Annotated in this window: 19 protein-coding genes; 11 read left to right on the forward strand and 8 right to left on the reverse strand. The window is 37.2% G+C overall.

Translation table 11 applies throughout. From position 1 onward, the window contains the following. Positions 1-99 precede the first annotated feature (99 nt). Positions 100-2544 carry a bifunctional aspartate kinase/homoserine dehydrogenase I gene (thrA, locus tag G525_RS0114880; protein ID WP_027126869.1) on the reverse strand — a complete coding sequence of 815 codons (2445 nt, stop codon included), beginning with the start codon at positions 2542-2544 and terminating at the stop codon, positions 100-102. A 278-nt stretch (positions 2545-2822) separates the two neighbouring features. Here thrA and G525_RS0114885 point away from each other — a divergent pair, with 278 nt between their 5' ends. Further along, positions 2823-4379, forward strand: a complete 1557-nt coding sequence (locus G525_RS0114885; protein WP_027126870.1) for a bifunctional ADP-dependent NAD(P)H-hydrate dehydratase/NAD(P)H-hydrate epimerase — start codon at positions 2823-2825, stop codon at positions 4377-4379. A gap of 67 nt (positions 4380-4446) precedes the next feature. Here the strand turns inward: G525_RS0114885 and G525_RS0114890 are convergent, their stop codons facing one another. After that, on the reverse strand, positions 4447-5484 hold the full coding sequence (locus G525_RS0114890; RefSeq protein WP_027126871.1) for a TlpA family protein disulfide reductase: 1038 nt from the start codon (positions 5482-5484) through the stop codon (positions 4447-4449). 124 nt (positions 5485-5608) lie between these two features. Here G525_RS0114890 and hutH point away from each other — a divergent pair, with 124 nt between their 5' ends. Continuing rightward, a complete protein-coding gene (hutH, locus tag G525_RS0114895; RefSeq protein ID WP_027126872.1) occupies positions 5609-7120 on the forward strand; it encodes a histidine ammonia-lyase in 1512 nt (503 codons plus the stop codon). A gap of 19 nt (positions 7121-7139) precedes the next feature. On the opposite strand, the gene G525_RS0114900 is transcribed toward hutH, so the two are convergent. Beyond that, entirely contained in the window at positions 7140-7511 is a 372-nt protein-coding gene (locus tag G525_RS0114900; RefSeq protein ID WP_027126873.1) for a hypothetical protein, read from the reverse strand. Positions 7512-7595: 84 nt separating this feature from the next. Continuing rightward, a complete protein-coding gene (locus G525_RS0114905) occupies positions 7596-10145 on the reverse strand; it encodes an ATP-dependent Clp protease ATP-binding subunit (RefSeq protein ID WP_027126874.1) in 2550 nt (849 codons plus the stop codon). 260 nt (positions 10146-10405) lie between these two features. Here G525_RS0114905 and gyrA point away from each other — a divergent pair, with 260 nt between their 5' ends. Together gyrA and G525_RS0114915 are read left to right on the forward strand one after the other, a co-directional pair. Continuing rightward, entirely contained in the window at positions 10406-12973 is a 2568-nt protein-coding gene (gene gyrA, locus G525_RS0114910; RefSeq protein WP_027126875.1) for a DNA gyrase subunit A, read from the forward strand. A gap of 24 nt (positions 12974-12997) precedes the next feature. Further along, entirely contained in the window at positions 12998-14272 is a 1275-nt protein-coding gene (locus G525_RS0114915) for a tetratricopeptide repeat protein (protein WP_027126876.1), read from the forward strand. Between the two features lie 359 nt (positions 14273-14631). Here the strand turns inward: G525_RS0114915 and G525_RS0114920 are convergent, their stop codons facing one another. Continuing rightward, the gene (locus G525_RS0114920; protein ID WP_027126877.1) at positions 14632-16260 is read right to left on the reverse strand and encodes an acyl-CoA carboxylase subunit beta; all 1629 of its coding nucleotides are present in this window, start codon (positions 16258-16260) and stop codon (positions 14632-14634) included. A gap of 163 nt (positions 16261-16423) precedes the next feature. Here G525_RS0114920 and G525_RS0114925 point away from each other — a divergent pair, with 163 nt between their 5' ends. The 4 genes from G525_RS0114925 to G525_RS0114940 are packed head-to-tail and all read left to right on the forward strand — an operon-like array spanning position 16424 to position 18082. Beyond that, positions 16424-16780, forward strand: a complete 357-nt coding sequence (locus G525_RS0114925) for a DoxX family protein (RefSeq protein WP_027126878.1) — start codon at positions 16424-16426, stop codon at positions 16778-16780. 1 nt (position 16781) lies between these two features. Beyond that, a complete protein-coding gene (locus G525_RS0114930) occupies positions 16782-17312 on the forward strand; it encodes an NADPH-dependent FMN reductase (RefSeq protein ID WP_027126879.1) in 531 nt (176 codons plus the stop codon). Between the two features lies 1 nt (position 17313). Next, complete coding sequence (locus G525_RS0114935; protein ID WP_027126880.1) at positions 17314-17598, forward strand: GNAT family N-acetyltransferase; 285 nt, start codon at positions 17314-17316, stop codon at positions 17596-17598. A 46-nt stretch (positions 17599-17644) separates the two neighbouring features. Continuing rightward, entirely contained in the window at positions 17645-18082 is a 438-nt protein-coding gene (locus G525_RS0114940) for a MarR family winged helix-turn-helix transcriptional regulator (RefSeq protein WP_027126881.1), read from the forward strand. A 91-nt stretch (positions 18083-18173) separates the two neighbouring features. Here the strand turns inward: G525_RS0114940 and G525_RS0114945 are convergent, their stop codons facing one another. Then, on the reverse strand, positions 18174-19352 hold the full coding sequence (locus G525_RS0114945) for an MFS transporter (protein ID WP_027126882.1): 1179 nt from the start codon (positions 19350-19352) through the stop codon (positions 18174-18176). Between the two features lie 312 nt (positions 19353-19664). Between G525_RS0114945 and G525_RS22300 the strand changes: the two genes are divergently transcribed. Then, entirely contained in the window at positions 19665-19841 is a 177-nt protein-coding gene (locus tag G525_RS22300) for a CAL67264 family membrane protein (protein WP_190246267.1), read from the forward strand. A 95-nt stretch (positions 19842-19936) separates the two neighbouring features. Further along, positions 19937-21628 carry an energy-dependent translational throttle protein EttA gene (gene ettA / locus G525_RS0114955; protein WP_027126883.1) on the forward strand — a complete coding sequence of 564 codons (1692 nt, stop codon included), beginning with the start codon at positions 19937-19939 and terminating at the stop codon, positions 21626-21628. A 388-nt stretch (positions 21629-22016) separates the two neighbouring features. Here ettA and G525_RS0114960 read toward each other — a convergent pair whose 3' ends face one another. Together G525_RS0114960 and G525_RS0114965 are read right to left on the reverse strand one after the other, a co-directional pair. Then, positions 22017-22250 (reverse strand): hypothetical protein, encoded by a 234-nt coding sequence (locus G525_RS0114960; protein ID WP_035479815.1) that lies wholly within the window; start codon positions 22248-22250, stop codon positions 22017-22019. A gap of 126 nt (positions 22251-22376) precedes the next feature. Continuing rightward, positions 22377-23162: an MBL fold metallo-hydrolase gene (locus G525_RS0114965; RefSeq protein WP_027126885.1), complete on the reverse strand. Its 786-nt coding sequence runs from the start codon at positions 23160-23162 to the stop codon at positions 22377-22379. Between the two features lie 175 nt (positions 23163-23337). On the opposite strand from G525_RS0114965, the gene G525_RS0114970 reads away from it, so the two are divergent. Beyond that, positions 23338-24687 (forward strand): coiled-coil domain-containing protein, encoded by a 1350-nt coding sequence (locus G525_RS0114970; protein WP_027126886.1) that lies wholly within the window; start codon positions 23338-23340, stop codon positions 24685-24687. Positions 24688-24870 lie beyond the last annotated feature (183 nt).

Genomic DNA, 24870 nt, shown 5'->3' on the forward strand with positions numbered 1-24870 from the left:
TTTATTTTTTGCCACGTCCTTTTAGTCATAAGACACAACTATTAATATTTCCCTATGGCTATTACGCCAACTGCCGACTGAATATTACATATTGAAACCCTAATTCCCAATCCTAATAATATCCGCAAACAATCCCGAAGCGGTGACATCAGCACCAGCACCTGCACCTTTAATGATCATGGGTTGTTCAGGATAGCGTTGGGTGTAAAACATGACAATATTGTCTTTTCCTTTCAGATTATAAAAGGGGTGATCTTTTGAGATTTCCTTAAGACCGACCTTAGCCGTCTTACCATCAAATTCTGCCACATATTTTAATTGACAATCGTTCTTTTTTGCCGATGCATAAAGCTCTTGAAAGTGTGCCTCGTCAGCAATCAATGTTTTATAAAAATCATCAACAGTATCACTTTTCAAATTGCTTGTGGTTAAGAAAGAGGTGTTTTCAATGTCCTCCAAATTCATTTCGGTACCACTTTCCCGTGCTAAAATCAATATTTTTCTGGCAACATCCACGCCACTCAAATCGATACGTGGATCTGGTTCTGTGTAACCTTCTTTTTGAGCCTGCTTAACCACGTCATGGAAATTTGTAGTGTCATCAAAATTATTGAAAACAAAGTTCAAACTGCCTGATAGGACGGCCTGAATAGAGGTTATTTGATCTCCCGAAGCAATTAAATGATTGAGGGTGTCAATAATCGGTAATCCAGCACCAACATTTGTTTCAAATAAATAGGGTGCATTATATTTTACTGAAAGTCTTTTCAGATTTTTATAGTTTTCGTAAGTGCTTGAACAGGCAATTTTATTACAGGCGACAACTGCAATACTTTCTTTGAGATATTCTCCATAAATTTTAGATACGTCTTCATTTGCGGTGACATCCACAAAGATGCTGTTTCGTAAATTGAGTTCTTTGTTTCGTTCTAAGAAACCTTCCAAAGAGGCTTTTTCCCCTGAAACCAAATCCTCTTTCCAAGTTTTCAAGTTAAGGCCGGATTCATCAAAAATCATGGTTCTGGAATTTGATAGACCAATGACTCTTAAATTGATTTTCAAATGTTCCTTGAGATATTTTTTCTGTTGTTTAATTTGCTCTACAAGACGTTCGCCAACATTTCCAACTCCGGTTATATATACGTTAAGTTGCTTGGTTTGATCTTCAAAAAAGCTTTCGTGGATAGTGTTTAACGCTTTTTTTACATCTTTTTCAGCTATCACTGTTGAAATGTTTTTTTCTGAAGCGCCTTGGGCAATCGCTCGGATATTGATGTTATTTCTTCCTAATGCGCTAAACATTCTGCCGCTAATACCTTGATGATTCTTCATGTTGTCACCCACTAAAGCCACAATAGATAACCCTTTCTCAACAATAATAGGATCGATTTTTTTTAAAGAAATTTCATTTTCGAACGCCAAATTAATACTAACCGAGGCGCGATTAGCATCTTTTTCATCAATACCAAAACAAATGGAATGCTCAGAAGATGCTTGTGTGATCAGAATAATATTAATTTTTTCAAGGGCTAAGGTTCCAAAAAGACGTTTTGAAAATCCTGGTATCCCAATCATTCCGGTGCCTTGCAAGGTCAATAAAGCGATATTGCTAATGTTACTGATGCCTTTTGCAGCTTTAGAAAACCCGTTGGTTTTGTCGTTTGTTACGGTCGTTCCAATCGCGTCAGGGACTGTTGTGTTTTTGATAAGGATAGGAATGTTCAAATCTAAAACAGGTTGAACAGATGGGGGATATAATACTTTAGCGCCAAAATGTGAAAGCTCCATAGCTTCTTGATACGATAATCGCTCAATGGGGTAAGCCTGTTTTACCAATTTTGGATTTGCGGTATACATGCCACTAACGTCAGTCCATATTTCTAAACGGTTGACTTTGAGTGCTGCAGCAATAATGGCCGCAGTAAAATCTGAACCGCCACGTCCTAAAGTGGTGATCTCTCCAGATTCTGACTTTGAAATAAATCCTGGAAGTATGGTAATCTTCTGGTTACTGTTTTTAAAATAATCTTGAATCTTGGCGTTTGTAACGTTGAAATTAATTTCAGCTTTGGTAAAATTAGCGTCGGTTACCAAAAGATCTTGACTGTTCTTTCTAAGAACATTCAAACCTTTGCTTTTCATAGTCTCTGCTATGATATAAGAAGAGAGTAGCTCTCCAAAGCTCATCAGTTTATCAGAAGTTTTAGGAGACAGCTCATTGATAAGGTAAATACCGTCCAATAAACTTTTTAAACTCGCCAATTTGCTTTCAATGTACTCTTTTACCGTTTCGTTTTGATTCGGAATAAGCTCAGATAAAATTTTAAGATGGATCTCTTTGATTGTTTTGAATTCAGTGAGGTAACTTTCATTTTTTTGCTGGGCAAATTCCCCAGCTCTCAATAGCTTATCGGTGATGCCGCCTACTGCCGAAACGACGCAAATAACGGATTCATTTTGTGAATAATTATCGAGAATAGTGATGACTTTTTTTATGTTTTCTGCGGAACCAACTGATGTTCCGCCAAATTTTAATACGTTCATGGTCGGTAGTATGATGATTTAAATAAATAAAATGAATTAAAAAAAATGCAGGACGAGATAAAATATAACAATTAACCCCAAAGGGTAATAATGTTAAAAGTAGAATTTCCTTTGGTAGAAATAAAGGTCATAAAAACATTTTTTATGTAGTGTAAAGTATGCATATCTTGGTCTATACCTTTCAAATGTATTATTTTTACTTTAATAAAAAAACTTAAAGACCTTTTTTGGAAATAAAAGGTAAATTATTAAGTATATCATAAAAAATCACTCTTAAAATGAAGATATTCTCAAAAGAACAAATCTATAAAGGCGATGAATTGACAGCTAAAAAGCAAAACATCAGTTCTACGGAATTAATGGAACGCGCAGGAACGCAAATCTTTAATTGGTTTCATCAGCGGATGCAAGGTGCCCAAGTGCCCATTCATGTATTTTGTGGAATTGGCAATAACGGTGGTGATGGCTTGGTCGTAGCTAGGCAATTAATAAATTACGGTTATAATGTGCATACCTATGTTGTGAATTGCAGTGACAAGCGTACCAAGGATTTTTTGGTCAATTATGACCGTATCAAACAAACCACGAAGAAATGGCCAACAATGCTTAATTGTCAAGCCGATTTTCCGCCAATTGGTCCAGATGACATCATTGTAGATGCTGTTTTTGGAATAGGCCTGAATAGACCTGCCAATGAGTGGGTGCAAGGCTTGTTTCAGCATTTTAGGGCGTCAAAGGCCTTTACATTGGCTATTGATTTACCATCAGGACTCTATTCGGATGACGTTCCAGAAGATGAGAATAGTGTGGTTTGGGCAGATTACACACTGAGCTTTCAAAGTCCAAAACTGGTGTTCTTCCTTCCTGAAACTTCAAAATATACGAAACAATGGGAAGTGCTGGATATCGGTATTGATCCTGAATTTTTACAAATGACAGAAACTGAGGTAGAACTCATTGGTAAAAATGAGATGATAACTATTTATAAACCACGCGAGAAATTTTCTAACAAGGGCATTTACGGTCACGGGTTAATAATTGGTGGCAGTTATGGTAAAATAGGCGCAGTGTTGCTTTCAGGAAGAGGTGCATTGGCCTCTGGTGCAGGCTTGGTAACTGCTTTTATTCCTAAATGTGGCTATATCCCGATGCAATCGGCGTTCCCGGAAGCCATGGTTATCACGGATGTCGATGAAGAGAAGATTACCGCCATCGATTTTGACATAAAACCGACCGCCATTGGGATTGGGATGGGTATGGATGTAGATGGGAAAACGCATTTGGCGTTTCAAAAGTTATTAAAATCGAATACCGTAGCCATTGTAATTGATGCTGACGGGCTTAATTTATTGTCCAAGCATAAATCGGATTTAAAACTATTAAAGCCTCAAACTGTATTGACGCCGCACCCAAAGGAATTGGAACGACTCATTGGGAAATGGAAAAATGATTTTGATAAATTGAAAAAAGCTAAAGCGTTCTCAAAGAAATACGGTTGCATTCTCGTCATCAAAGGTGCACATACCATCACGGTATTTGAGGAAAAATTGTATATCAACTCCACAGGTAACCCTGGGTTATCAACAGGAGGAACGGGGGATGTGTTAACAGGCATTATCACCGGACTTATTTGCCAAGGTTATGAAGCTTTAACTGCCGCTTTATTTGGAGTGTATTTGCATGGAAAATCGGCAGACATCGCTGTTGAAGACTACGGCTATCAAAGTTTGACCGCAAGTCATATTATTGATTATTTAGGACAGGCATATCTTGATTTATTTACAAAGCCACCGGTACAACCGCAGCCTGAACCAGAAGAAGAAAATGAGAATTAGAAAATGCAAAAACCGCACTTGAATAGTTAAATTTAAGTGCGGTTTTTAATTTGGATTCGTTGGCTTACTAAATGTTTAAACTGTCAAATAGTTCTACTAATTTTTTACTCGACGGTCTTGGTGCATTTGCATCCACAACGTTCCCATTTGGATCGATAAGAATGAATCTCGGAATACCGTTGATCTTATAATTCTTTACAAAATCTGATTCCCAGTTTTTATCTGAAAACAATTGAATGCCAACGAGGTTTTTTTCTTCTATCATCGTTCTCCATTTGTTCTTAGCTACCTCGAGATCGCCGCCACCACTTCTCATGGCATCATCAATGGAAATACTTAAAAATTGGATGTTTTTATCCTGGTAATCTGCCTCAAGTTTTTTCAAAGATGGTATTTCTGCGATACAAGGTCCACACCAAGTAGCCCATACATCAACATATACATATTTTCCTTTTAAATCTGCTAATGAGGTTGTGCCTCCTTTGTAATTTTCGTAATTCTCAAATGTTGGAGAAGGAGAACCTACCGGAAATTGTTCTCTTACCGCAATCGATTCTGCAAAATAATTTTGGTACATATTCAGCATAGGATCCAAATTGTTTTTGGCCATATTGGTAAGTGTGCTGTCAATGTTTTTGTCGCGATTATAAAATGTGGTTAATTTATTTCTGATATCCTTCATTTCTTCTTTTAGACCTTCTGAACTCAAACTACTCAACTTATCTTGATCCAATAATTCCTTCTCTAGCTTCAATTGTTCGATCAGATAATTATTGTGCTCTGAACCAGCTCCTGAAAACTCCATAGTTTCCTCTAAGTTCTCAGCGTCTGCCTTCAACTCAATATCAAAACCATTTTTTAAGAAAACTGGTGCTGCCACATTCCCATTAAAAAAGCCAAAAACCTCAGGTTGACTGATTTTGAGCGTATCAGAAAAAGAGCCGTCCTCTCCCAGCAGGATGGTTTTGGTTAGTGTTCTGTTTCGCAATAAAATGGAATCACTTGATTTATTGGAGATTTTTCCAGAAATAGTCACATAATCTTTAGGTTCTTCTTTACAGGACACAATTGCGAGTGCACATAAGAAAACAAATATATTTTTCATGGTTATAATTTTAAGCTGCCAAAAGTAATAGTTTGCGTACACAAAGAAGAAAATTTTATTAATTATTAACATTTGTTGTATAAGGCGTAGGTATTGCCCATTTTTGAACACTGAAATTAGAATAATGGACTTAATACACACTATATCTTCAAAAACCTTAGAATTAGCGACGCTAAGTGATATTATATTTTACGATAAAAAGATTGAACTTTCAGAGGAAGCTATTTCTAAAATAAATAATTGCAGGAAATATTTAAATGAAAGAATGGTTGGCCAAGACGAACCTATTTACGGAATCAATACGGGCTTTGGTTCTTTATATAATGTAAAAATATCTAAAGATAAACTCACACAGCTTCAGGAAAATTTGGTCATGTCTCACGCTTGTGGTATTGGAGATAAAGTTCCAAATAATATTGTGAAATTGATGTTGTTGTTAAAAGTACAAGCTTTAAGTTATGGACATAGTGGCGTACAACTGGAGACAGTTTTACGTTTGGTCGATTTCTATAATAATGACGTACTGCCTATTGTCTATACCCAAGGTTCATTAGGGGCATCTGGAGATTTAGCGCCTTTGGCACATTTGGCATTACCTTTAATTGGTAGAGGAGAGGTGTGGTATGATGGAAAAGTGATGACTGCTGAAGCGATGATGAAGCACTTTAATTGGCAGCCCATCACATTATTGTCCAAAGAAGGTTTGGCACTTTTAAACGGTACTCAATTTATGAGTGCCTATGGGGCTCATTTATTAATGAAGAGTTATAAACTTTCTTATTTTGCCGATTTTATTGGAAGTATTTCTTTAGATGCTTTTGATGGACGGATTGAGCCTTTCAATGAATTGGTACATTTGGTAAGACCACATAACGGTCAGTTAAAAACAGCGGCGCGCATTAGGGAGTTTTTGGAGAACAGTGAGCTTATTTCACAGAAAAAACAGCATGTTCAAGATCCATATTCGTTTAGATGCATGCCTCAAGTTCATGGCGCTACCAAGGATACCTTAGAATTTGTGCATAAAACCTTAAAGACTGAAATCAATTCAGTTACGGATAACCCAAATATTTTTATAGAGGAGAATGAGATCATCTCTGGAGGTAATTTTCATGGACAGCCTTTGGCATTAGCTTTAGATTATTTAAAGATTGCAATGGCCGAAATCGGAAACATCTCAGAACGTCGGACCTATCAATTAATTTCAGGTTTGCGCGGACTTCCAACATTTTTGGTGGATAATCCGGGGCTTAATTCAGGATTTATGATTCCCCAATATACCGCAGCCAGCATTGTCAGTGCCAATAAACAATTGGCAACGCCCGCAAGTGTAGACTCTATTGTATCGTCAAACGGTCAGGAAGATCATGTCAGTATGGGGGCAAATTCGGCAACCCAAGCATATACCTTAGTGTATAATGTGGAAAGAATATTGGCCATTGAATTGTTAAATGCGTCCCAAGCCATGAGCTTTAGAAAACCTAAAACCTCTTCACCATTGATAGAGACGTTTTTAAAGAGTTATCAAACTGAAATTAAATTTGTGACCCAAGATGAAATATTTCATGATCTTATCGTGAAATCTATAGATTTCATCGCTGATTTTTCAATTGAAAATGACCTGATTTTCGATTAAGTATGATCACATGATTTGTTTAATGATCCAGAATAGACCTTGTCCAAGAAACCGCATCTTGTAGATCGTGAAAGATTTCAAAGGGTTTGTTGTGTAGGAATAATTTCTCTATTTCAGCATTGGATTTGGCCTTAAAATCTTTGGAGACCACTGCAAACCCCTTTAGATTTTTAATTTTTGAAGTTTCGATGTAGGTTGTAGGATCAACGGCGTAAGAATTGATGCGGTGGGTGATATAGACAAAATCTTTTTTATAAAAAAAAACCTCCACGACCTCCTTTAGCAAATTATTATGTTTTGGTAGCACTGTAAGTCCTTCATTTATAATGACGATCATATAATCCTCATAAATGTGTATGTCACAAAAGTCAAACCTCAATAAATCAGTCATACATAAAGTTATGCAATAACAAAGCACAAACAAAAAAAGCATCTGAATATTTTCAGATGCTTTTTGTTTTTCACGGGATTTCAATTATGATTCCGTTTGTTTTTCAGGTTTTTCAATCTGGATTACCAATTCATTGGATTCCTTGTCGAGATCCATCGTAATGGTGTCACCTTCATTGATATGCGCGGTAATGATCTCTTCGGCTAAGGTGTCTTCAACATATTTTTGAATGGCACGCTTTAACGGTCGAGCCCCATATTGTTGGTCAAATCCTTTCTCAGCAATATAATCTTTCGCATCAGTGGTAAGTTTGAGTTCATAGCCCAAATCTTTAATCCGTAGAATTAATTTCTCCAATTCAATATCAATAATTTTATTGATATGTTCTTTTTCTAAGGTATTGAATACCATGACGTCGTCAATACGATTTAAAAACTCAGGAGCAAAGGCTTTTTTAAGGGCATTTTCAATAATGCTCTTGGAGTTGTCACTGGCTTGAGCAGCTTTCGCTGCCGTTCCAAATCCAACACCTTGTCCGAAGTCCTTCAATTTGCGAGCGCCAATATTAGAGGTCATGATGATGATCGTATTTCTAAAATCAATTTTACGACCAAGACTATCTGTTAGAAAGCCGTCATCCAATACTTGTAACAACATATTAAATACATCAGGATGTGCTTTTTCAATTTCATCCAACAATAGGACAGAATAAGGTTTGCGTCTTATTTTTTCTGTCAATTGTCCACCCTCTTCGTAACCGACATATCCTGGAGGTGCACCAACAAGTCTTGATATCGCGAATTTTTCCATATACTCACTCATATCAATTCTTATAAGGGCATCATCACTATCAAAAAGTTGTTTGGCCAAAACTTTAGCCAATTGTGTTTTACCAACACCTGTTTGACCCAAAAATATAAATGACCCAATTGGTTTGTTGGGGTCTTTAAGTCCAGCACGATTACGCTGAATGGCCTTTACGACCTTAGCAACTGCTTCATCTTGGCCAATAACTTTGCCTTTTATAAGTTCTGGTAAAATGGCAAGTTTGTTGCTTTCAGTCTGTGCTATTCTGTTTACTGGAATACCAGTCATCATCGATACCACATCAGCCACATTGTCCTCAGTTACAACTTCTTTGTGAAGCTTGGTTTCCTCTTCCCATTTTTCTTGGGCGACTGCCAACTCTTTTTCTAAGCGTTTTTCATCATCGCGCAATTTGGCCGCCTCTTCATACTTTTGCTTTTTAACCACGGTGTTTTTAGTTTCCTTAACATCTTCCAATTGCTTTTCAAGCTCTAAAATTTGTTTAGGCACATCAATATTCGTGATATGGACTCTTGATCCGGCTTCATCCAAAGCATCAATAGCTTTGTCTGGTAGGAAGCGTTCAGTCATATATCTGTTGGTCAATTTTACACAAGCTTCTATGGCTTCTGGTGTATATTGCACATTATGATGTTCTTCATATTTCTCTTTGATGTTCTCCAATATCTGAATGGTCTCTTCAACAGTTGTCGGTTCTACAATCACTTTTTGAAAACGACGCTCTAAGGCACCATCTTTTTCGATATACTGTCTATATTCATCCAAAGTAGTAGCACCAATACATTGTATTTCGCCACGTGCCAACGCTGGCTTAAACATATTGGAAGCGTCCAGACTCCCGGTAGCACCACCGGCACCTACAATGGTATGGATCTCATCAATAAATAGAATAATATCATCATTCTTTTCAAGTTCGTTCATCACCGCTTTCATTCGCTCTTCAAATTGTCCTCGGTATTTGGTTCCGGCCACTAAACTCGCCAGATCCAGAGTAACCACACGTTTGTTGAAAAGTATACGGGATACTTTACGCTTAATGATGCGGAGCGCAAGTCCTTCGGCGATGGCCGATTTTCCAACACCCGGCTCGCCAATGAGCAATGGGTTGTTCTTTTTCCGTCTGCTCAAAATTTGTGAGACGCGTTCTATTTCTTTTTCTCGACCAACTACAGGATCCAATTTACCTTCCTCCGCCATTACCGTTAAATCGCGACCAAAATTGTCTAAAACTGGCGTTTTTGACTTTTTGACACCTTTTGTGGTTGATTGGCTAAAAGGGTTTTGTTTGTTATCATCCTCATCATTGGCATCCTCATCAGAAAATGACTCTGCTTTTGGAGATTCTGTATAGTCATCATTGTTAGTTATCATAGATTTGAATTGTTCTTTAACGTTATCGTAATCCACTTTAAGCTTATTCAATAGCTTCGTGGTGGGATCATTTTCATTTCTTAAGATGCACAATAATAAATGTGCCGTATTGATTGAGGTGCTCTGAAATAGCTTAGCTTCTAAAAATGTTGTTTTAAGGGCACGCTCGGCCTGTCTTGTTAAATGTAGGTTTTTCTTTTCATTTGACACGATAGTATTGCTCGGGTTTGCCGGGCTTAAGATTTCTACTTTGCGACGTAGGTGGTTTAAATCAATCTCTAGCGCGCTCAATATATCAATAGCTTTGCCGTTGCCATCTCTTAGCAAACCTAGCATTAAATGTTCTGTTCCTATAAAATCATGCCCTAACCTTAAAGCTTCTTCTTTGCTGTAGGCTATAACATCTTTGACTCTTGGGGAAAAATTATCATCCATAGTAAAATCCTTTCTGCATTAAAAATAGTAAAAACAAGTGTATTAGGGCAAAAACTATACCCTAAATGTTTTTATAATGGCTAAGTGACGAAAAATACTTCAAAATTTCAAAACATTTAACGAGATACTTATCAAATAAAAAAGGGTTGGTATTGTTAATAAAATATACTAAAAAAGCATCAATAAAGTGGCGTTAAAACTCATAAAATGGTTATCTTAGCACGATTTGAAAATCGACGAAAAATCTAATTAATTTATATATGACAGAAGGAGAAAAATTAATTCCTATCAACATTGAAGATGAAATGAAATCGGCCTACATTGATTATTCAATGTCGGTCATTGTGTCACGTGCTTTACCAGATGTTAGAGATGGTCTGAAACCAGTACACCGACGTGTGCTTTTTGGCATGCATGAACTTGGTATTAGATCTAATACGGCCCATAAAAAATCAGCAAGAATTGTTGGTGAGGTTCTAGGTAAATACCATCCACATGGAGATACCTCTGTCTATGATGCCATGGTGCGTATGGCCCAAGAGTGGAGTTTGCGCTACATGTTAGTGGATGGTCAAGGTAACTTCGGTTCTATTGATGGTGATAGCCCTGCAGCAATGCGTTATACAGAAGCGCGAATGCGTAAGATTTCTGAAGACATGCTGGCGGACATCGATAAAGAAACCGTAGACCATAAACTCAACTTTGATGATACATTACAGGAACCTACGGTACTACCAACGCGTATCCCGGGACTTTTAGTCAATGGTGCTTCAGGTATTGCAGTAGGGATGGCTACCAATATGCCGCCGCATAACTTAAGTGAAGTTGTTGATGGTATTGTAGCTTATATTGATAATCATGATATTGAGGTTGATGAATTAATCACCCATGTTAAAGCTCCTGACTTTCCGACGGGAGGAACTATTTACGGTTATGACGGAGTAAGGGAAGCCTTTAAAACTGGTCGTGGTAGAATTGTGATCAGAGGAAAGGCAAATATTGAAGAAGTCCAAGGCAGGGAAACCATTATCGTGACTGAAATTCCATATCAGGTGAATAAAGCCGATATGATCAAGAAAACCGCCGATTTGGTCAATGAAAAGAAAATTGAAGGGATTTCTATGATTCGTGATGAATCTGATAGAAATGGGATGCGTATCGTTTATATCTTGAAACGTGACGCGATTCCTAATATCGTTTTAAATACCTTATATAAGTACACGGCATTGCAGTCATCATTTAGTGTCAATAATATCGCACTTGTTAATGGACGTCCTGAATTATTGAACTTAAAGGATATGATCCATCATTTTGTGGAGCATAGACATGAAGTTGTGGTAAGAAGAACCACTTATGAACTTCGCAAAGCAGAAGAACGCGCCCATATCTTAGAAGGATTGATTATTGCTTCTGATAATATTGATGAGGTGATCGCTATTATTCGCGCCTCTTCCAATGCTGATGAAGCTCGTGAAAAATTGATTGAACGTTTTGAACTTTCAGAAATTCAGGCTAAAGCTATTGTGGAGATGCGTCTGCGTCAGTTAACGGGTCTTGAACAAGATAAACTACGTAGTGAATATGCTGACCTGATGGCAACCATTGAAGATTTGAAAGACATTCTTGAAAAGAAAGAACGTCGTATGCAAATCATCAAAGAAGAGCTGATAGTAGTAAAAGAAAAGTATGGTGATGAACGTCGTTCAGTCATTGAATATGCTGGAGGCGATTTGAGTATTGAGGATATGATTCCTGATGAGCAGGTAGTGATTACAATTTCTCATGCGGGTTATATTAAACGTACCTCATTGACGGAATATAAAACGCAGCATAGAGGTGGGGTTGGGCAAAAAGCATCCACCACGCGTAATGAGGATTTCTTAGAACATTTATTTGTTGGTACCAACCACCAATATATGTTGTTCTTTACTCAAAAAGGTAAATGTTTCTGGATGCGCGTCTATGAAATCCCTGAAGGTAGTAAGACTTCCAAAGGGAGAGCCATTCAAAACTTGATCAATATAGAGCAGGATGATAAGGTCAAAGCATTTATTTGTACTCAGGACCTTAAGGATGAAGACTACATCAATAGCCATTATGTAATTATGGCAACTAAAAATGGTCAGGTTAAGAAAACGTCGTTAGAGCAATATTCCCGTCCAAGAACCAATGGTATCAACGCCATTACTATTAAGGACGACGATATTTTATTGGAAGCTAAATTGACTACTGGTAACAGTCAGGTGATGTTGGCCCTAAAATCAGGTAAAGCCATTCGTTTTGAGGAAGCTAAAACACGACCTATGGGAAGAAATGCATCTGGAGTAAGAGGTATCAGACTTGCCAATGCTAAAGATGAAGTGATCGGGATGGTTACCATTGAAAATCCAATGGAAGAATCTGTTCTTGTAGTTTCTGAGCATGGGTATGGTAAACGAACTTATATAGATGATCCTGAAGATGGAGAAGCAGTTTATAGAATTACCAATAGAGGGGGAAAAGGTGTAAAAACCATTTCTATTACAGAAAAAACAGGGAGTTTAGTAGCTATTAAATCCGTGAGCGATGACGATGACTTAATGATTATCAATAAATCAGGAATCGCTATACGTATGGCGGTTCAGAATCTCCGAGTAATGGGTAGAGCCACTCAAGGTGTGAAGTTGATTAATTTAAAAGGAAATGATTCTATTGCAGCTGTTGCGAAGGTAATGCGTGAGGAAGAGAACGAACAAATTGAAGACATTTTGGACGAATCTACTGACACTCAGGATCCTAAAGAAAATGGCACAACTCTTGATAATTTAAACGACGAAAACAACAATTAACACTTAATTTTAAAACAACTAAAAATGAAAAAACAAACGATAATCGCTTTGGCACTTTTAGTAGGTTCTTTTTCTTTTGCACAGAAAAGCGAGATAAAAGATGCTGAAAAAGCTATAAAGAAAAGTAATTTTGCAGAAGCTAAGACTGCAATTAATGCTGCAGAATCCGCAATTGGAAGTGCAGACGATAAAATGAAAGCACAATTCTACTATGTAAAAGGACAAGCTTATTATGCTAACGGCACCGGATCAAGTGCTGATATGGACACTGCCATTGAGAGTTTAAATATGGTAGAACAAGTTGAAGGTGCTAATGGTAAGTATTCAAAAGATGTTTCAGAAATAAAGCAAGGCATGCTTAATTCCTTTTTGACCAACGCAAATGCTGCGTTAGAAAAAAAGAATTATGCAGCGTCATCTAGTGGTTTTGAAAAGGCCTATCAAATGTCAAAAAAGGACACATTATATCTTTATTATGCTGCAGCAACAGCTGTTAACGGCGAAGATTATGACACGGCTTTGAAGCACTACGAAGAGCTTAAAAACATGGGCTATGAGGGCATTGAAACTGAATATATTGCCACGAACAAAGAGAGCAATGAAGAAGAAGCATTTCCTTCTAAAAGTCTGATGGATATTTCTGTAAAATCTGGTACACATATTAAACCAACCACCAAAAAATCAGAATCCAAGCAAGCGGAAATTGTAAGAAATGTGGCATTGATTTACATGAACCAAGGTAACGATGCGAAAGCAATTGAAGCCATGAAGGATGCTAGAATTGCTAATCCTGATGATGCATCCTTGATTATTTCAGAAGCAAATATGCAGCTGAAGATGGGCAACAGAGAGGAATTTAAAAGTTTGATTCAGGAAGCGTTGGTCAAAGATCCAAACAATCCGGAGTTGTTGTTTAACTTGGGAATTGTTGCAGCAGAAGCCGGTGAAACAGAACAAGCCAAGGGTTATTATGAAAAAGCGATTCAATTAAAGCCTGATTATGTTGATGTTTATAATAACATGGCTGTTTTAATATTAGGCCAAGAACAAACAATTATTGAGCAAATGAACAGCCTTGGAAGTTCTGCTGCCGATAACAAAAAATATGATGAGTTAAAAGCGCAAAGATCTAAACTTTATGAAGATGCTATTCCTTATTTGGAAACGACCCTTAAGTTAAGACCAACAGATTTGCAAGCTGCAAAAACATTAGCGAATATTTACAGCGCTATCGGAGAAACTGAAAAGTATAAAAACATGAAAGCCAAAGTTGAGGAACTTGAAGGTGCTCAGAAATAATAAGCATTGGTAAATTTGGGCATGTACTCTCCTAATGGAGCGTCTGTTTAAAAAATACTGATCTCAATTAGTATTTAAAGCGATTAAATAAAAGATGATTTTATTTAATCGCTTTTTATTTGGTGATTAATCTTTTGAAGCGTCTTCTCGATTTCTTAGTATTCTATTTTTCATCAATTGAATTGAGATGCTTTCGATTATTTTTTAGGATAAAATATGGCTCAAACTATGAGTTAACGATGGGTGGAAGGGAAAAGGAGTAAATGTCATTGCGATAGCTACTCCTTTTTATTTTTTAGTTGCTGAGAGATTTTAAAGAACCACTTCTGAAAAAAATTGTAATTCTTATGATTTTGGAACTAAACTTGTAAAACGCCCATGTTGAATTTCTTCTCGATAGGAGCGTGGTTAGCGGCCTCAATACCCATACTGATCCATGTTCTGGTATCTAGAGGATCAATGATGCCATCTGTCCAGATTCTGGCCGCGGCATAGTACGGTGACACTTGTGCATCATAACGATCTTTTATTTTTTTGAACAGTTCGTCTTCTTGCTCTTTGGTGATCGTTTTTCCTTTCTTTTTAAGTGATGCGGTTTCAATTTGAAGCAATACTTTTGCGGCACTATTACCACTCATCACTGCTAATTCCGCACTTGGCCACGCAACAATTAATCGAGGATCATAAGCCTTTCCACACATGGCATAATTTCCAGCACCATAGCTATTGCCAACAATGATCGTGAATTTTGGAACAACGGAATTACTTACCGCATTTACCATTTTGGCTCCATCCTTAATAATGCCACCATGCTCACTTTTACTGCCCACCATAAATCCGGTGACATCCTGCAAAAAGACTAAGGGGATTTTCTTCTGGTTACAATTCGCAATAAAACGGGTGGCTTTATCAGCAGAATCATTATAAATCACCCCGCCAAACTGCATTTCTCCCGACTTGGTTTTTACCAATTGACGTTGGTTGGCCACAATGCCCACGGCCCAACCGTCAATTCTGGCGTAAGCGGTGACAATAGTTTTTCCGTAACCGGCTTTGTATTCGTCAAATTCAGAATTGTCCACCAATCGCTTGATGACTTCGTACATATCATATTGATCCGTACGACTTCGTGGAATGATACCATAGAGATCTTCAGGATTTTCTTTTGGTTTTAGCGCTTTTGCACGATTGTATCCGGCCTTATCATAATCACCAATCTTATCAATAATATTCCTAATAGTGTCCAAAGCATCTTTATCGTCTTTGGCTTTATAATCTGTAACTCCAGAGATTTCACAATGTGTTGTAGCGCCTCCCAAAGTTTCGTTGTCAATGGTTTCGCCAATTGCAGCTTTTACTAAATAGCTTCCGGCAAGAAAAATGCTTCCTGTTTTATCCACAATTAAGGCTTCATCGCTCATAATTGGTAAATAGGCGCCACCTGCAACACAACTCCCCATTACTGCTGCAATCTGCGTAATGCCCATACTACTCATAATAGCGTTATTTCTAAAAATACGTCCAAAATGCTCCTTATCCGGAAAAATTTCGTCTTGCATTGGTAAATACACCCCTGCAGAATCGACCAAATAGATAATCGGTAATCTGTTTTCAATAGCAATTTCTTGGGCTCTTAAATTCTTTTTTCCAGTAATAGGGAACCAGGCACCCGCTTTTACGGTGGCGTCATTGGCAACTACCATACATTGTTTGCCTTTAACATACCCTATCTTGACAACCACGCCGCCAGAAGGACAGCCGCCATGTTCTTCATACATATCTTCGCCAGCAAATGCCGCAATTTCAATGGATTTAGATTTTGGATCCAAAAGATAATTGACACGCTCGCGCGCCGTCATTTTTCCTTTTTCATGATGTTTATCAATACTTTTTTGTCCGCCGCCCAATTTTACTTTGGCGAGACGTTGACGTAATGCTGAGAGTAGAAGTTTATTGTGGTCTTCGTTTTTGTTGAAGTTAAGATCCATTGCTGTTTTTTAGTTTATGTAAAAATACGAACTTTAAAATATATACAAAGAAGCTGTGAAGGATAAAAATTTAAATATACGACAACTATATTACATGGACTTATCTTCCTAGGAAAACATAATTATTTAAGGTATATTTGCGTTTAATATAAATGATAACTTTATGAAGACCAATAGAATTGTTTATTACGTATCAACTGGATTATTGACCTTATTAGTGCTTTTTTCATCGGGGATGTATATTTTTAATTATGATGACGTATCAGTCACGTTTACAAGTTTTGGATATCCAACCTATCTTATTTATCCATATGCCATTATAAAACTGTTGGGATTGGTTGCACTTTGGGTTCCTAATTTAAAACTTGTTAAAGAATGGGCCTATGCTGGTTTCTTTTTTGCTTTCATTTTAGCATTCTTTGCCCATTTCATGATTGGGGACGGAGAGCAAATATCGGCTGTGATTGCGATGGTCCTTTTGATAGTTTCTTATATCTTTAGCAAAAAATTAGCTAAATAGTATGAAGAACATAATAGCATTTGCGGGAAGCAATAGTTTAAAGTCCATAAACAAACAATTGGCAATCTATGCCGCAAGCTTAGTAGAAGATGCAGAAATTACAATTTTAGATTTGAACGATTTTGAATTGCCATTATTTGGAGTCGATCTAGAAAAACAAATCGGAGCTCCAGATAATGTTCGCAAATTTTTAGATTATATTAGAAATTCAGATGGTATAATTCTATCTCTTGCCGAACATAACGGTGCATATTCTGCCGCATTCAAAAATCTGTTTGATTGGTTATCACGTTCTGAAAAAAAGACATTTATGGGTAAACCAATACTTCTGATGGCAACTTCAGGAGGAGGTAGAGGTGGCGCTTCGGTATTGGCAATGGCACACAGCAGATTTCCATATCATGATGCAAAGATTGCCGCGGAATTCTCCTTGCCATTGTTTGCGGATAAATTTGCTGACGGAAAAATTACCGATTCAGAATTTGACGACGAATTAAAAGAAGCAGTTAAACTATTTCAAAAACAACTTTAATATGGAAATAAAACGCTCAGACAACGGAAAAACAGGATTGTTCTATGTAGAACTTGACGGAAAGAAAGCAGCGGAAATGACCTACAAACATTCAGGAGATCAACAAATCACCATTGTTCATACAGCAGTGAATGATGCTCTAAAAGGGCAAGGGGTTGGCCATCAATTAATTCATGCGGCAGTAGATTATTTAAGAGAAAATAATTTAAAAGCGGTCGCGCAATGTGCTTTTGTGAAGTCTGTTTTCGATAAAAAGAGTGAAGCATTCGATGATATTATAGCTTAATCTCTATTTATTTTAAAAACTTCGACCTCGACCGAACACTAAAGCTATGGGTGATTTATCAAAGGATATTAATTCAAAATTCGCCAATGCCAAAATAAAGGCATTGATCAATATTTTATATACTGCAAATTGGATAACGAGCTTTCAGAATGAGTTTTTTAAACCTCATGGAATTTCACCGCAGCAATATAATATTTTACGAATTTTAAATGGTGCCGGAAAAGCACTTAAAGTTCAGACTATAAAGGATAGTATGATAGAGCGCTCGCCCAACGCCACAAGATTAATGGATAAATTGCATGATAAATTACTGATTGAACGCTTGCCTTGTCCCGAAGATAGAAGAGTGGTAAATATTCAAATTACCATGAAAGGTAAAGCACTTTTAAATACTATTTCAGATTCGTTTAATGATGAATTGGTAAAGAATATTACTGAAGAAGAGGCGCAACAGTTGAGCGATTTATTGGACAAGATGCGTTAATAATTTTGTTGATAATCACAACAGCAAAATATACGTGAGAAATTCTAAAAATTATTTTTCAAATTTTATTATTAACAGAATTAAAAAGCACCTATGAATATACGTGCTTTTCTACTTTTTTCGCTTTTCGATTTCTCAGCATAAAAATGCTGAATGCCACCAAGATCCCAGATCCTGCCATAGCCGCGCCAACCCAGTCTGCAGAGGTATATCCGTAGCCCATGGCAATGGGTAAGCCAGCAAAATAGGCACCCGATGCATTCCCGATATTAAAGGCACTTTGATTGAGTGATGATCCTAAAGTCTCAGAGCCTTTTGATGCCCTGATTATTAACATTTGAATAGGGGTAGATATGGCGAAGGTCACCATCCCAATGATAAAGGTCATCACCAAAACCATGACTTTATCTGAAGCCAAGTAAGTGTTCAGAGAAAGACAGATAACCATTAGCGTTAGAACGATAGTTACAGTATTCAAGGGGGCGAATTTCTCAGTTAGTTTGGCACCTATAAAATTTCCTATGACCATTCCTAATCCGGCAAGAACCATGGCATAAGAAACTACATTTGGCGAATGACCAGCAACTTCAGTTATTAATGGAGAAATATAGCTATACCAAGCAAAAAATCCGCCAGTTCCAATGGTAGTCAATAAGATAATCAGCCATAGTTCTAAACGTTTGAATATTTTAAGGTCACTTAAAAAATTACTTTCGGAAGATTTTTTGAGCGCAGGCATCCAAAACTTTACGCTTAAAACGGCTAAAACACCCACAACACCAACCATCACGAATGATATGCTCCAATCAAAATTTTTACCTAAATAGGTCCCTAATGGAACGCCCAAAAGATTGGCAAAGGTCAATCCGCTAAACATAATGGCAATACCTTTGGCTTCTTTACCTTTCTTTGAAAGTTTCCCGGCTACTACAGCACCAATCCCAAAAAATGCGCCATGTGGTAATCCTGAAAGAAAGCGCACTATCATAAATGAGTTGTATCCAGTAGCAAAAGCGGATAGCGTATTAAAAACGGTAAACCATAACATAAGTACCAATAAAACTTTATCGGCAGGCCATTTACTGCCAAAACCAGTAAGGATAGGTGCGCCCACAACGACGCCTAACGCATAAGCTGAAATAAAATGTCCAGCCACCGGAATGCTAATGTCAAATGCCAGGGCAATATCTGGCAAAATTCCCATGATGACAAATTCAGTCAATCCGATGCCAAATCCTCCAATGGCTAATGATAATAGGGCTTTGTTCATTTATCGATACTTTTAGCTAAAAAAATAATCGGCAAAATTAGGCGATACATTCCTAGTGGCAGAAGAATATATGATAATAATAAGTTAATTGAGGACTTGAGAATTTAAGGTCTGTTTGATTGCTTTAAAATAATGTTTTTACGAGAAAACTTAATGATTTAAGAATGATGAAATTTATTGAAAGAAACGAAAACACAAGATGTGAGAACGTTTCAGATTATTATAAATCCTTTTAAAAATCGTCATTAACAGCGGTTTTTATACTAAAATACTCGATATTTGTAATTCCCTTAAAAATGAAAATTTATGTCAATGAATAAAAATACGGTGTTGGCTTGGGCCACAACAATCATGATTATAGTTGGATTAGCTTTAATTGCTCTTGGCGCTTTTAGGTATGATGATGTGGCAGGCTATGGTTTTGCAGCTGTAGGGATTGGCTTCTTCGCCATCGCCTGGGTATTCAATGCTCTTAAAGGAAGGGTGTAAAGGTTTATGTCATTTGGGTTTTAATTATACAGAATATAATCTGTAATCAGACTTTGGTGAACTATTTTATTAATAACAACTAACTTATTTTAAAAATGAGCGATGATAAAAAAGTAATCTTCTCGATGAGAGGTCTTACTAAAACTTTCAAAGGAGCTGATACACCGGTTTTGAAAAACATTCATTTAAGCTTCTTCTACGGAGCTAAAATCGGGATCTTGGGACTTAATGGTTCCGGGAAATCCACACTATTAAAAATTATTGCTGGCCTGGATAAAAACTATCAAGGTGACGTTACATTTCTTCAGGATTACTCCGTGGGTTTTTTGGAACAGGAGCCACAATTGGATGACGAAAAGACGGTTATCGAAGTGGTGCGTGAAGGGGCTGCAGAAACTGTAGCTATTTTGGATGAATACAACAAAATCAACGACATGTTTGGTCTGGAGGAAGTTTATTCTGATGCCGACAAAATGGAAAAATTGATGAACCGTCAAGCAGAATTACAGGATAAGATTGATGCCTCCAACGCTTGGGAGCTAGATACCAAATTAGAAATTGCCATGGACGCCTTAAGAACTCCGGATGGCGATAAGAAAATTGGCGTCCTATCTGGAGGAGAGCGTCGTCGTGTAGCGTTATGCCGTCTCCTATTACAAGAACCGGATGTGTTGTTATTGGATGAGCCAACCAACCATTTAGATGCCGAATCAGTGCATTGGTTAGAGCATCATTTATCGCAATATAAAGGAACAATTATAGCAGTAACGCATGATAGGTATTTCTTAGATAATGTTGCTGGTTGGATTTTGGAACTTGATAGAGGGGAAGGGATTCCGTGGAAAGGAAATTATTCGTCTTGGCTGGATCAGAAATCGACTCGAATGGCACAGGAAAGTAAAACAGCTTCCAAACGTCAAAAAACATTGGAACGTGAGTTGGAATGGGTGCGACAAGGTGCCAAAGGACGTCAGACCAAGCAAAAAGCGCGGCTGAACAATTACGATAAATTGATGAGTCAAGATCAAAAACAACTTGACGAAAAATTAGAAATCTATATCCCTAATGGTCCGCGTTTAGGGACCAATGTTATTGAAGCCGTTGGTGTCAGCAAGGGTTATGAGGATAAATTACTTTATGAAAACCTGAATTTCAATTTGCCACAAGCAGGAATTGTAGGAGTTATTGGACCGAACGGTGCTGGTAAAACCACCATTTTCAGAATGATTATGGGCGAGGAAACTCCAGATAAAGGCGAATTTAAAGTGGGTGACACCGCAAAATTGGCATATGTAGATCAAAAACATTCCAATATTGATCCTGAAAAATCCATATGGCAGAACTTCAGTGATGAACAGGAATTGGTGATGATGGGAGGAAAGCAAGTAAATTCTAGAGCTTACCTGAGCCGATTTAATTTCTCAGGAAGTGAGCAGAATAAGAAAGTGAAATTGCTCTCTGGTGGTGAACGTAACCGTTTGCATTTGGCCATGACACTGAGGGAAGAAGGTAACGTGCTTCTTTTAGATGAGCCAACTAACGACTTAGATGTGAATACTCTAAGAGCATTGGAAGAAGGTCTTGAAAATTTTGCAGGTTGTGCCGTGGTCATTAGTCACGACAGATGGTTTTTAGATAGAATCTGTACGCATATTCTAGCATTTGAAGGAAACTCAGAAGTTTACTTCTTCGAAGGTAGCTTTAGTGAATATGAAGAAAATAAGAAGAAACGTCTTGGTGGCGATTTAACACCCAAACGACTTAAGTACAAAAAATTAGTACGTTAATAAAAATGCTTGGGCAAGCCCACAAGGTATTCAACGGAAAACCTTTTTTACTTTCCGAAGCAAGCTTCGAGGTTTTCGAGATTTTGAACCTTAGATCCCGCTAAAAAGCGGGATTAGTTCAACCATCAAAACTAAATGCGTTTGGCTATTCAGTTTTGGGGTTCACTATAAAAAATGCCGCTCAAGGAGCGGCATTTTTTATATTCTTAATTAAGTACAATGTTATTTGCTATTTCTAATTGATTTTATTTCGGCCTTAAGCTTATAGACTTTATACATGTTCAGTCCCAATAAAACGAACAGGACGACAGCATTCGCTAAAATGCTCACCAATTTATTCAAATCTTAAGTGTTGGAAAGTTCAATAGTAATGGCAATCATTGGCCAGTTATTTGTTGTCATATAAATGCCCATCCGTAAAATCCTTATAGCTTTCATCTACTTCTGCTTTAAACGCGTCACTTTCAGTCAAGCGTTTATTCTCAGCTTTCAGTTTATACATTTTAATTATGGCTAAAGCAATAAAAAACAAGAAGACTCCAGCAGTAATGAGTAACACTACGGTCAGTTGTTCAGTGCTCACTGAAGCAACTAAAGGTATTTTATAATGAAAAGGATTCATGACTCAATAGAATTAAATCTGGATTGCGAATCAAATATACACTTTTAAATTCTGGAGTAACTATGTCATATTAAAAAAGTTATGAAAAAATCGTGTTAATAAAGCCTTGTTTTCTAATAAATGTGTTTATTTATACCAATCCAACTGAATAACTTCAATGTCTGAATTTTCTTTAGACACAAGTGTTTTAAATTTCTTTATATCACTCATTCCATCTGTACCTCTATAATGGTAAGGATACACTTTTTTTGGTTTAAACTCCAATACAGCACTCGCCGCACTTTCTACGGTCATCGTATAAGGCAGGTTCATGCAAACAAAGGCAATATCAATATTTTTAAGAGTTCTCATTTCAGGAATATCTTCTGTATCTCCAGAGATGTAGACTCTTTGATTTCCCAGCGTTAAAACATAGCCATTTCCTCTTCCTTTTTCGTGAAACTTTAAGGCCTTTTCCCTTAGATTATACATAGGAACCGCTTCAATAGAAAACACGCCAAGATCCTTTAAATCACCATTTTTCATCACAATCAGTTCCTTTACTTTGGGTGCGGGCAACTTTTCTTTCACAGCTTGAGGAACTATAAGAGTCGTAGAATCCAATACCATATTTTTTAGGGTTTCGATGTCTAAATGGTCGCCATGAATATCGGTTATTAACATATAATCTGCTGGTTCTTGATTTTCAAAATTTGTTGCACCTCCTACAGGATCAACGTAAATAACGGTATCGTTATAGGCTAAGATCATTGTGGCATGCTCAATTGGAATGATCGTGATGTCTTCAGGACTCGTGGTCTCATGAAGTTCATTTGCAACCTCAGAAGCTAGATTAACAGCTTTCTCAGTTGTGTTTTTACAATTTAATATGGTAAGTGCAAAAATTGATGCAATGAGGAATTTGGATTTCATTTTTATGAATTTAAGTTCCTTAAAGATACTAACTTTCAAACATATTGAGAATGTATGTAACAAATTAAGAAAATATCCTACAAATAATATAAGGAGTAATAATTTTGAAACTGATAATTTTTAACGAAATTGCTACTCATTAAATTTTATTGATCACATTTAAACCATATACGATATGTCTGATGATTTTGATTTATTAGAAACCAATTCTAACGAAAAAACAGGAAAAGTGGATGTCAATTGGGGGAAAGCCATTGATACCATGAAATCTAAATTAGCGCAAGAAGACGATCCGCAGTCCCGTCAAAAAATCCTGAATGCCACGCTTGATGATGTGGTGCATATGGCAGAGAAAGATAGAACAACGCTTTTAGATGCCATCAAGGATCTTACTGATTATCAGGACGAAGTGGGAATTATCTTTGAAAAATTCTCTTCTCTCAATCCTGATGAGCAACGCATTATTGATGATGCCCAGAAAGCGTTAGAACGTGCTCGGATAGAATTGGAAGATGCGCGCAATAAACCGGATACTTGGTGGAATAACCTTTGGGGACGCAAAAGTAGAATCCAAAAAGAAGAACAGGAGTTTAAGGAAGCTGAAAAATTCAGGTCAGGTGCAGATAATAGAGCTAAGGCCATGTTTCAAGAGCGTATTGAAAGTGCCGATGTGCAAACGCTTTTAAGTGAATTGTCTTATAAAAGTCAAGCCGCTGTAACCCGACTAAAAAATAGGGAAGTTGAAATCAGGGAGGTTGAAGATAAGCTTCAGGTGGCCATTGTTGAGGCCACAAAAAACCATACCCGTGCTTTAGAAAAGAAGAAAGAAGTAGAAGGGAAACTCGATGAGAATTATGCATTGTTAAGACAGGCACGTCAGGAATTGGACGAAATTGTCGATAAACAATCGGCTGATTATGCACAGGCCGTAGGGAAAGTTACCACCTTAGAACAAAAAGTAGAAGAGTTGGAAGGCCTTAAAAATGCCTATACCACATTGTCGGCTAGTAAAGATAGTTTTGTGCATAAGCACAACCTGACCATTAAAGTATTGACGTCTTTGCGAAGCAACTTACAAACGCATCGCGCAAAACTAAAAAGTGATACTGAAGAGCGTCTTAAATATTATGACGGCTATGTAGTGGCTTTAAAAGCACGAACAGATCAAGAATTTGCTGCTATTTTAGAGCATTTGGGAGTTAAAACAGATGAGCATATTGGTGAAACTTTAGCATCAATGCACACTGCAAGTGCCAAAGCACGTCAGGAAATGATGGAAAACATTCCAGTTCACGAAAAAGTGATGCAAGGTGTTTACAGTAGTTATGCTGAGGCTTTACAGGAAATCCGTACGAAAGATGCCGATATCCAAAAGAATTTTGCGGAGCGTTACGGTATTGACATGAAAGAAATTTTTGAAGATTATTATAAAGCTGACGCCACTAAGCCTTCAGGAAATGACGACGCAGGAAAACCTGCCGCCGCACCAAAACGAGAAACCAATAGTGACGATTTATTGTCTTAATAAATTCCCACGAAAGTGGGAATCTCATGAAACAAAAGATCGGTTTTTTGTTCATGGCGTTCCCACGCGAAAAGCGTGGTCAGGTTTTCCGCTGTATCTTTTTTCTGAAAAAGAAAAAAGGATGCCGCTGCAACCCTTAACGCGAATTTAAAAAAAAGCTACATTACGAATCATTCATAATTT

Source organism: Gelidibacter mesophilus DSM 14095 (genome assembly GCF_000423005.1).
GTDB classification, from domain to species: Bacteria; Bacteroidota; Bacteroidia; order Flavobacteriales; family Flavobacteriaceae; genus Gelidibacter; species Gelidibacter mesophilus.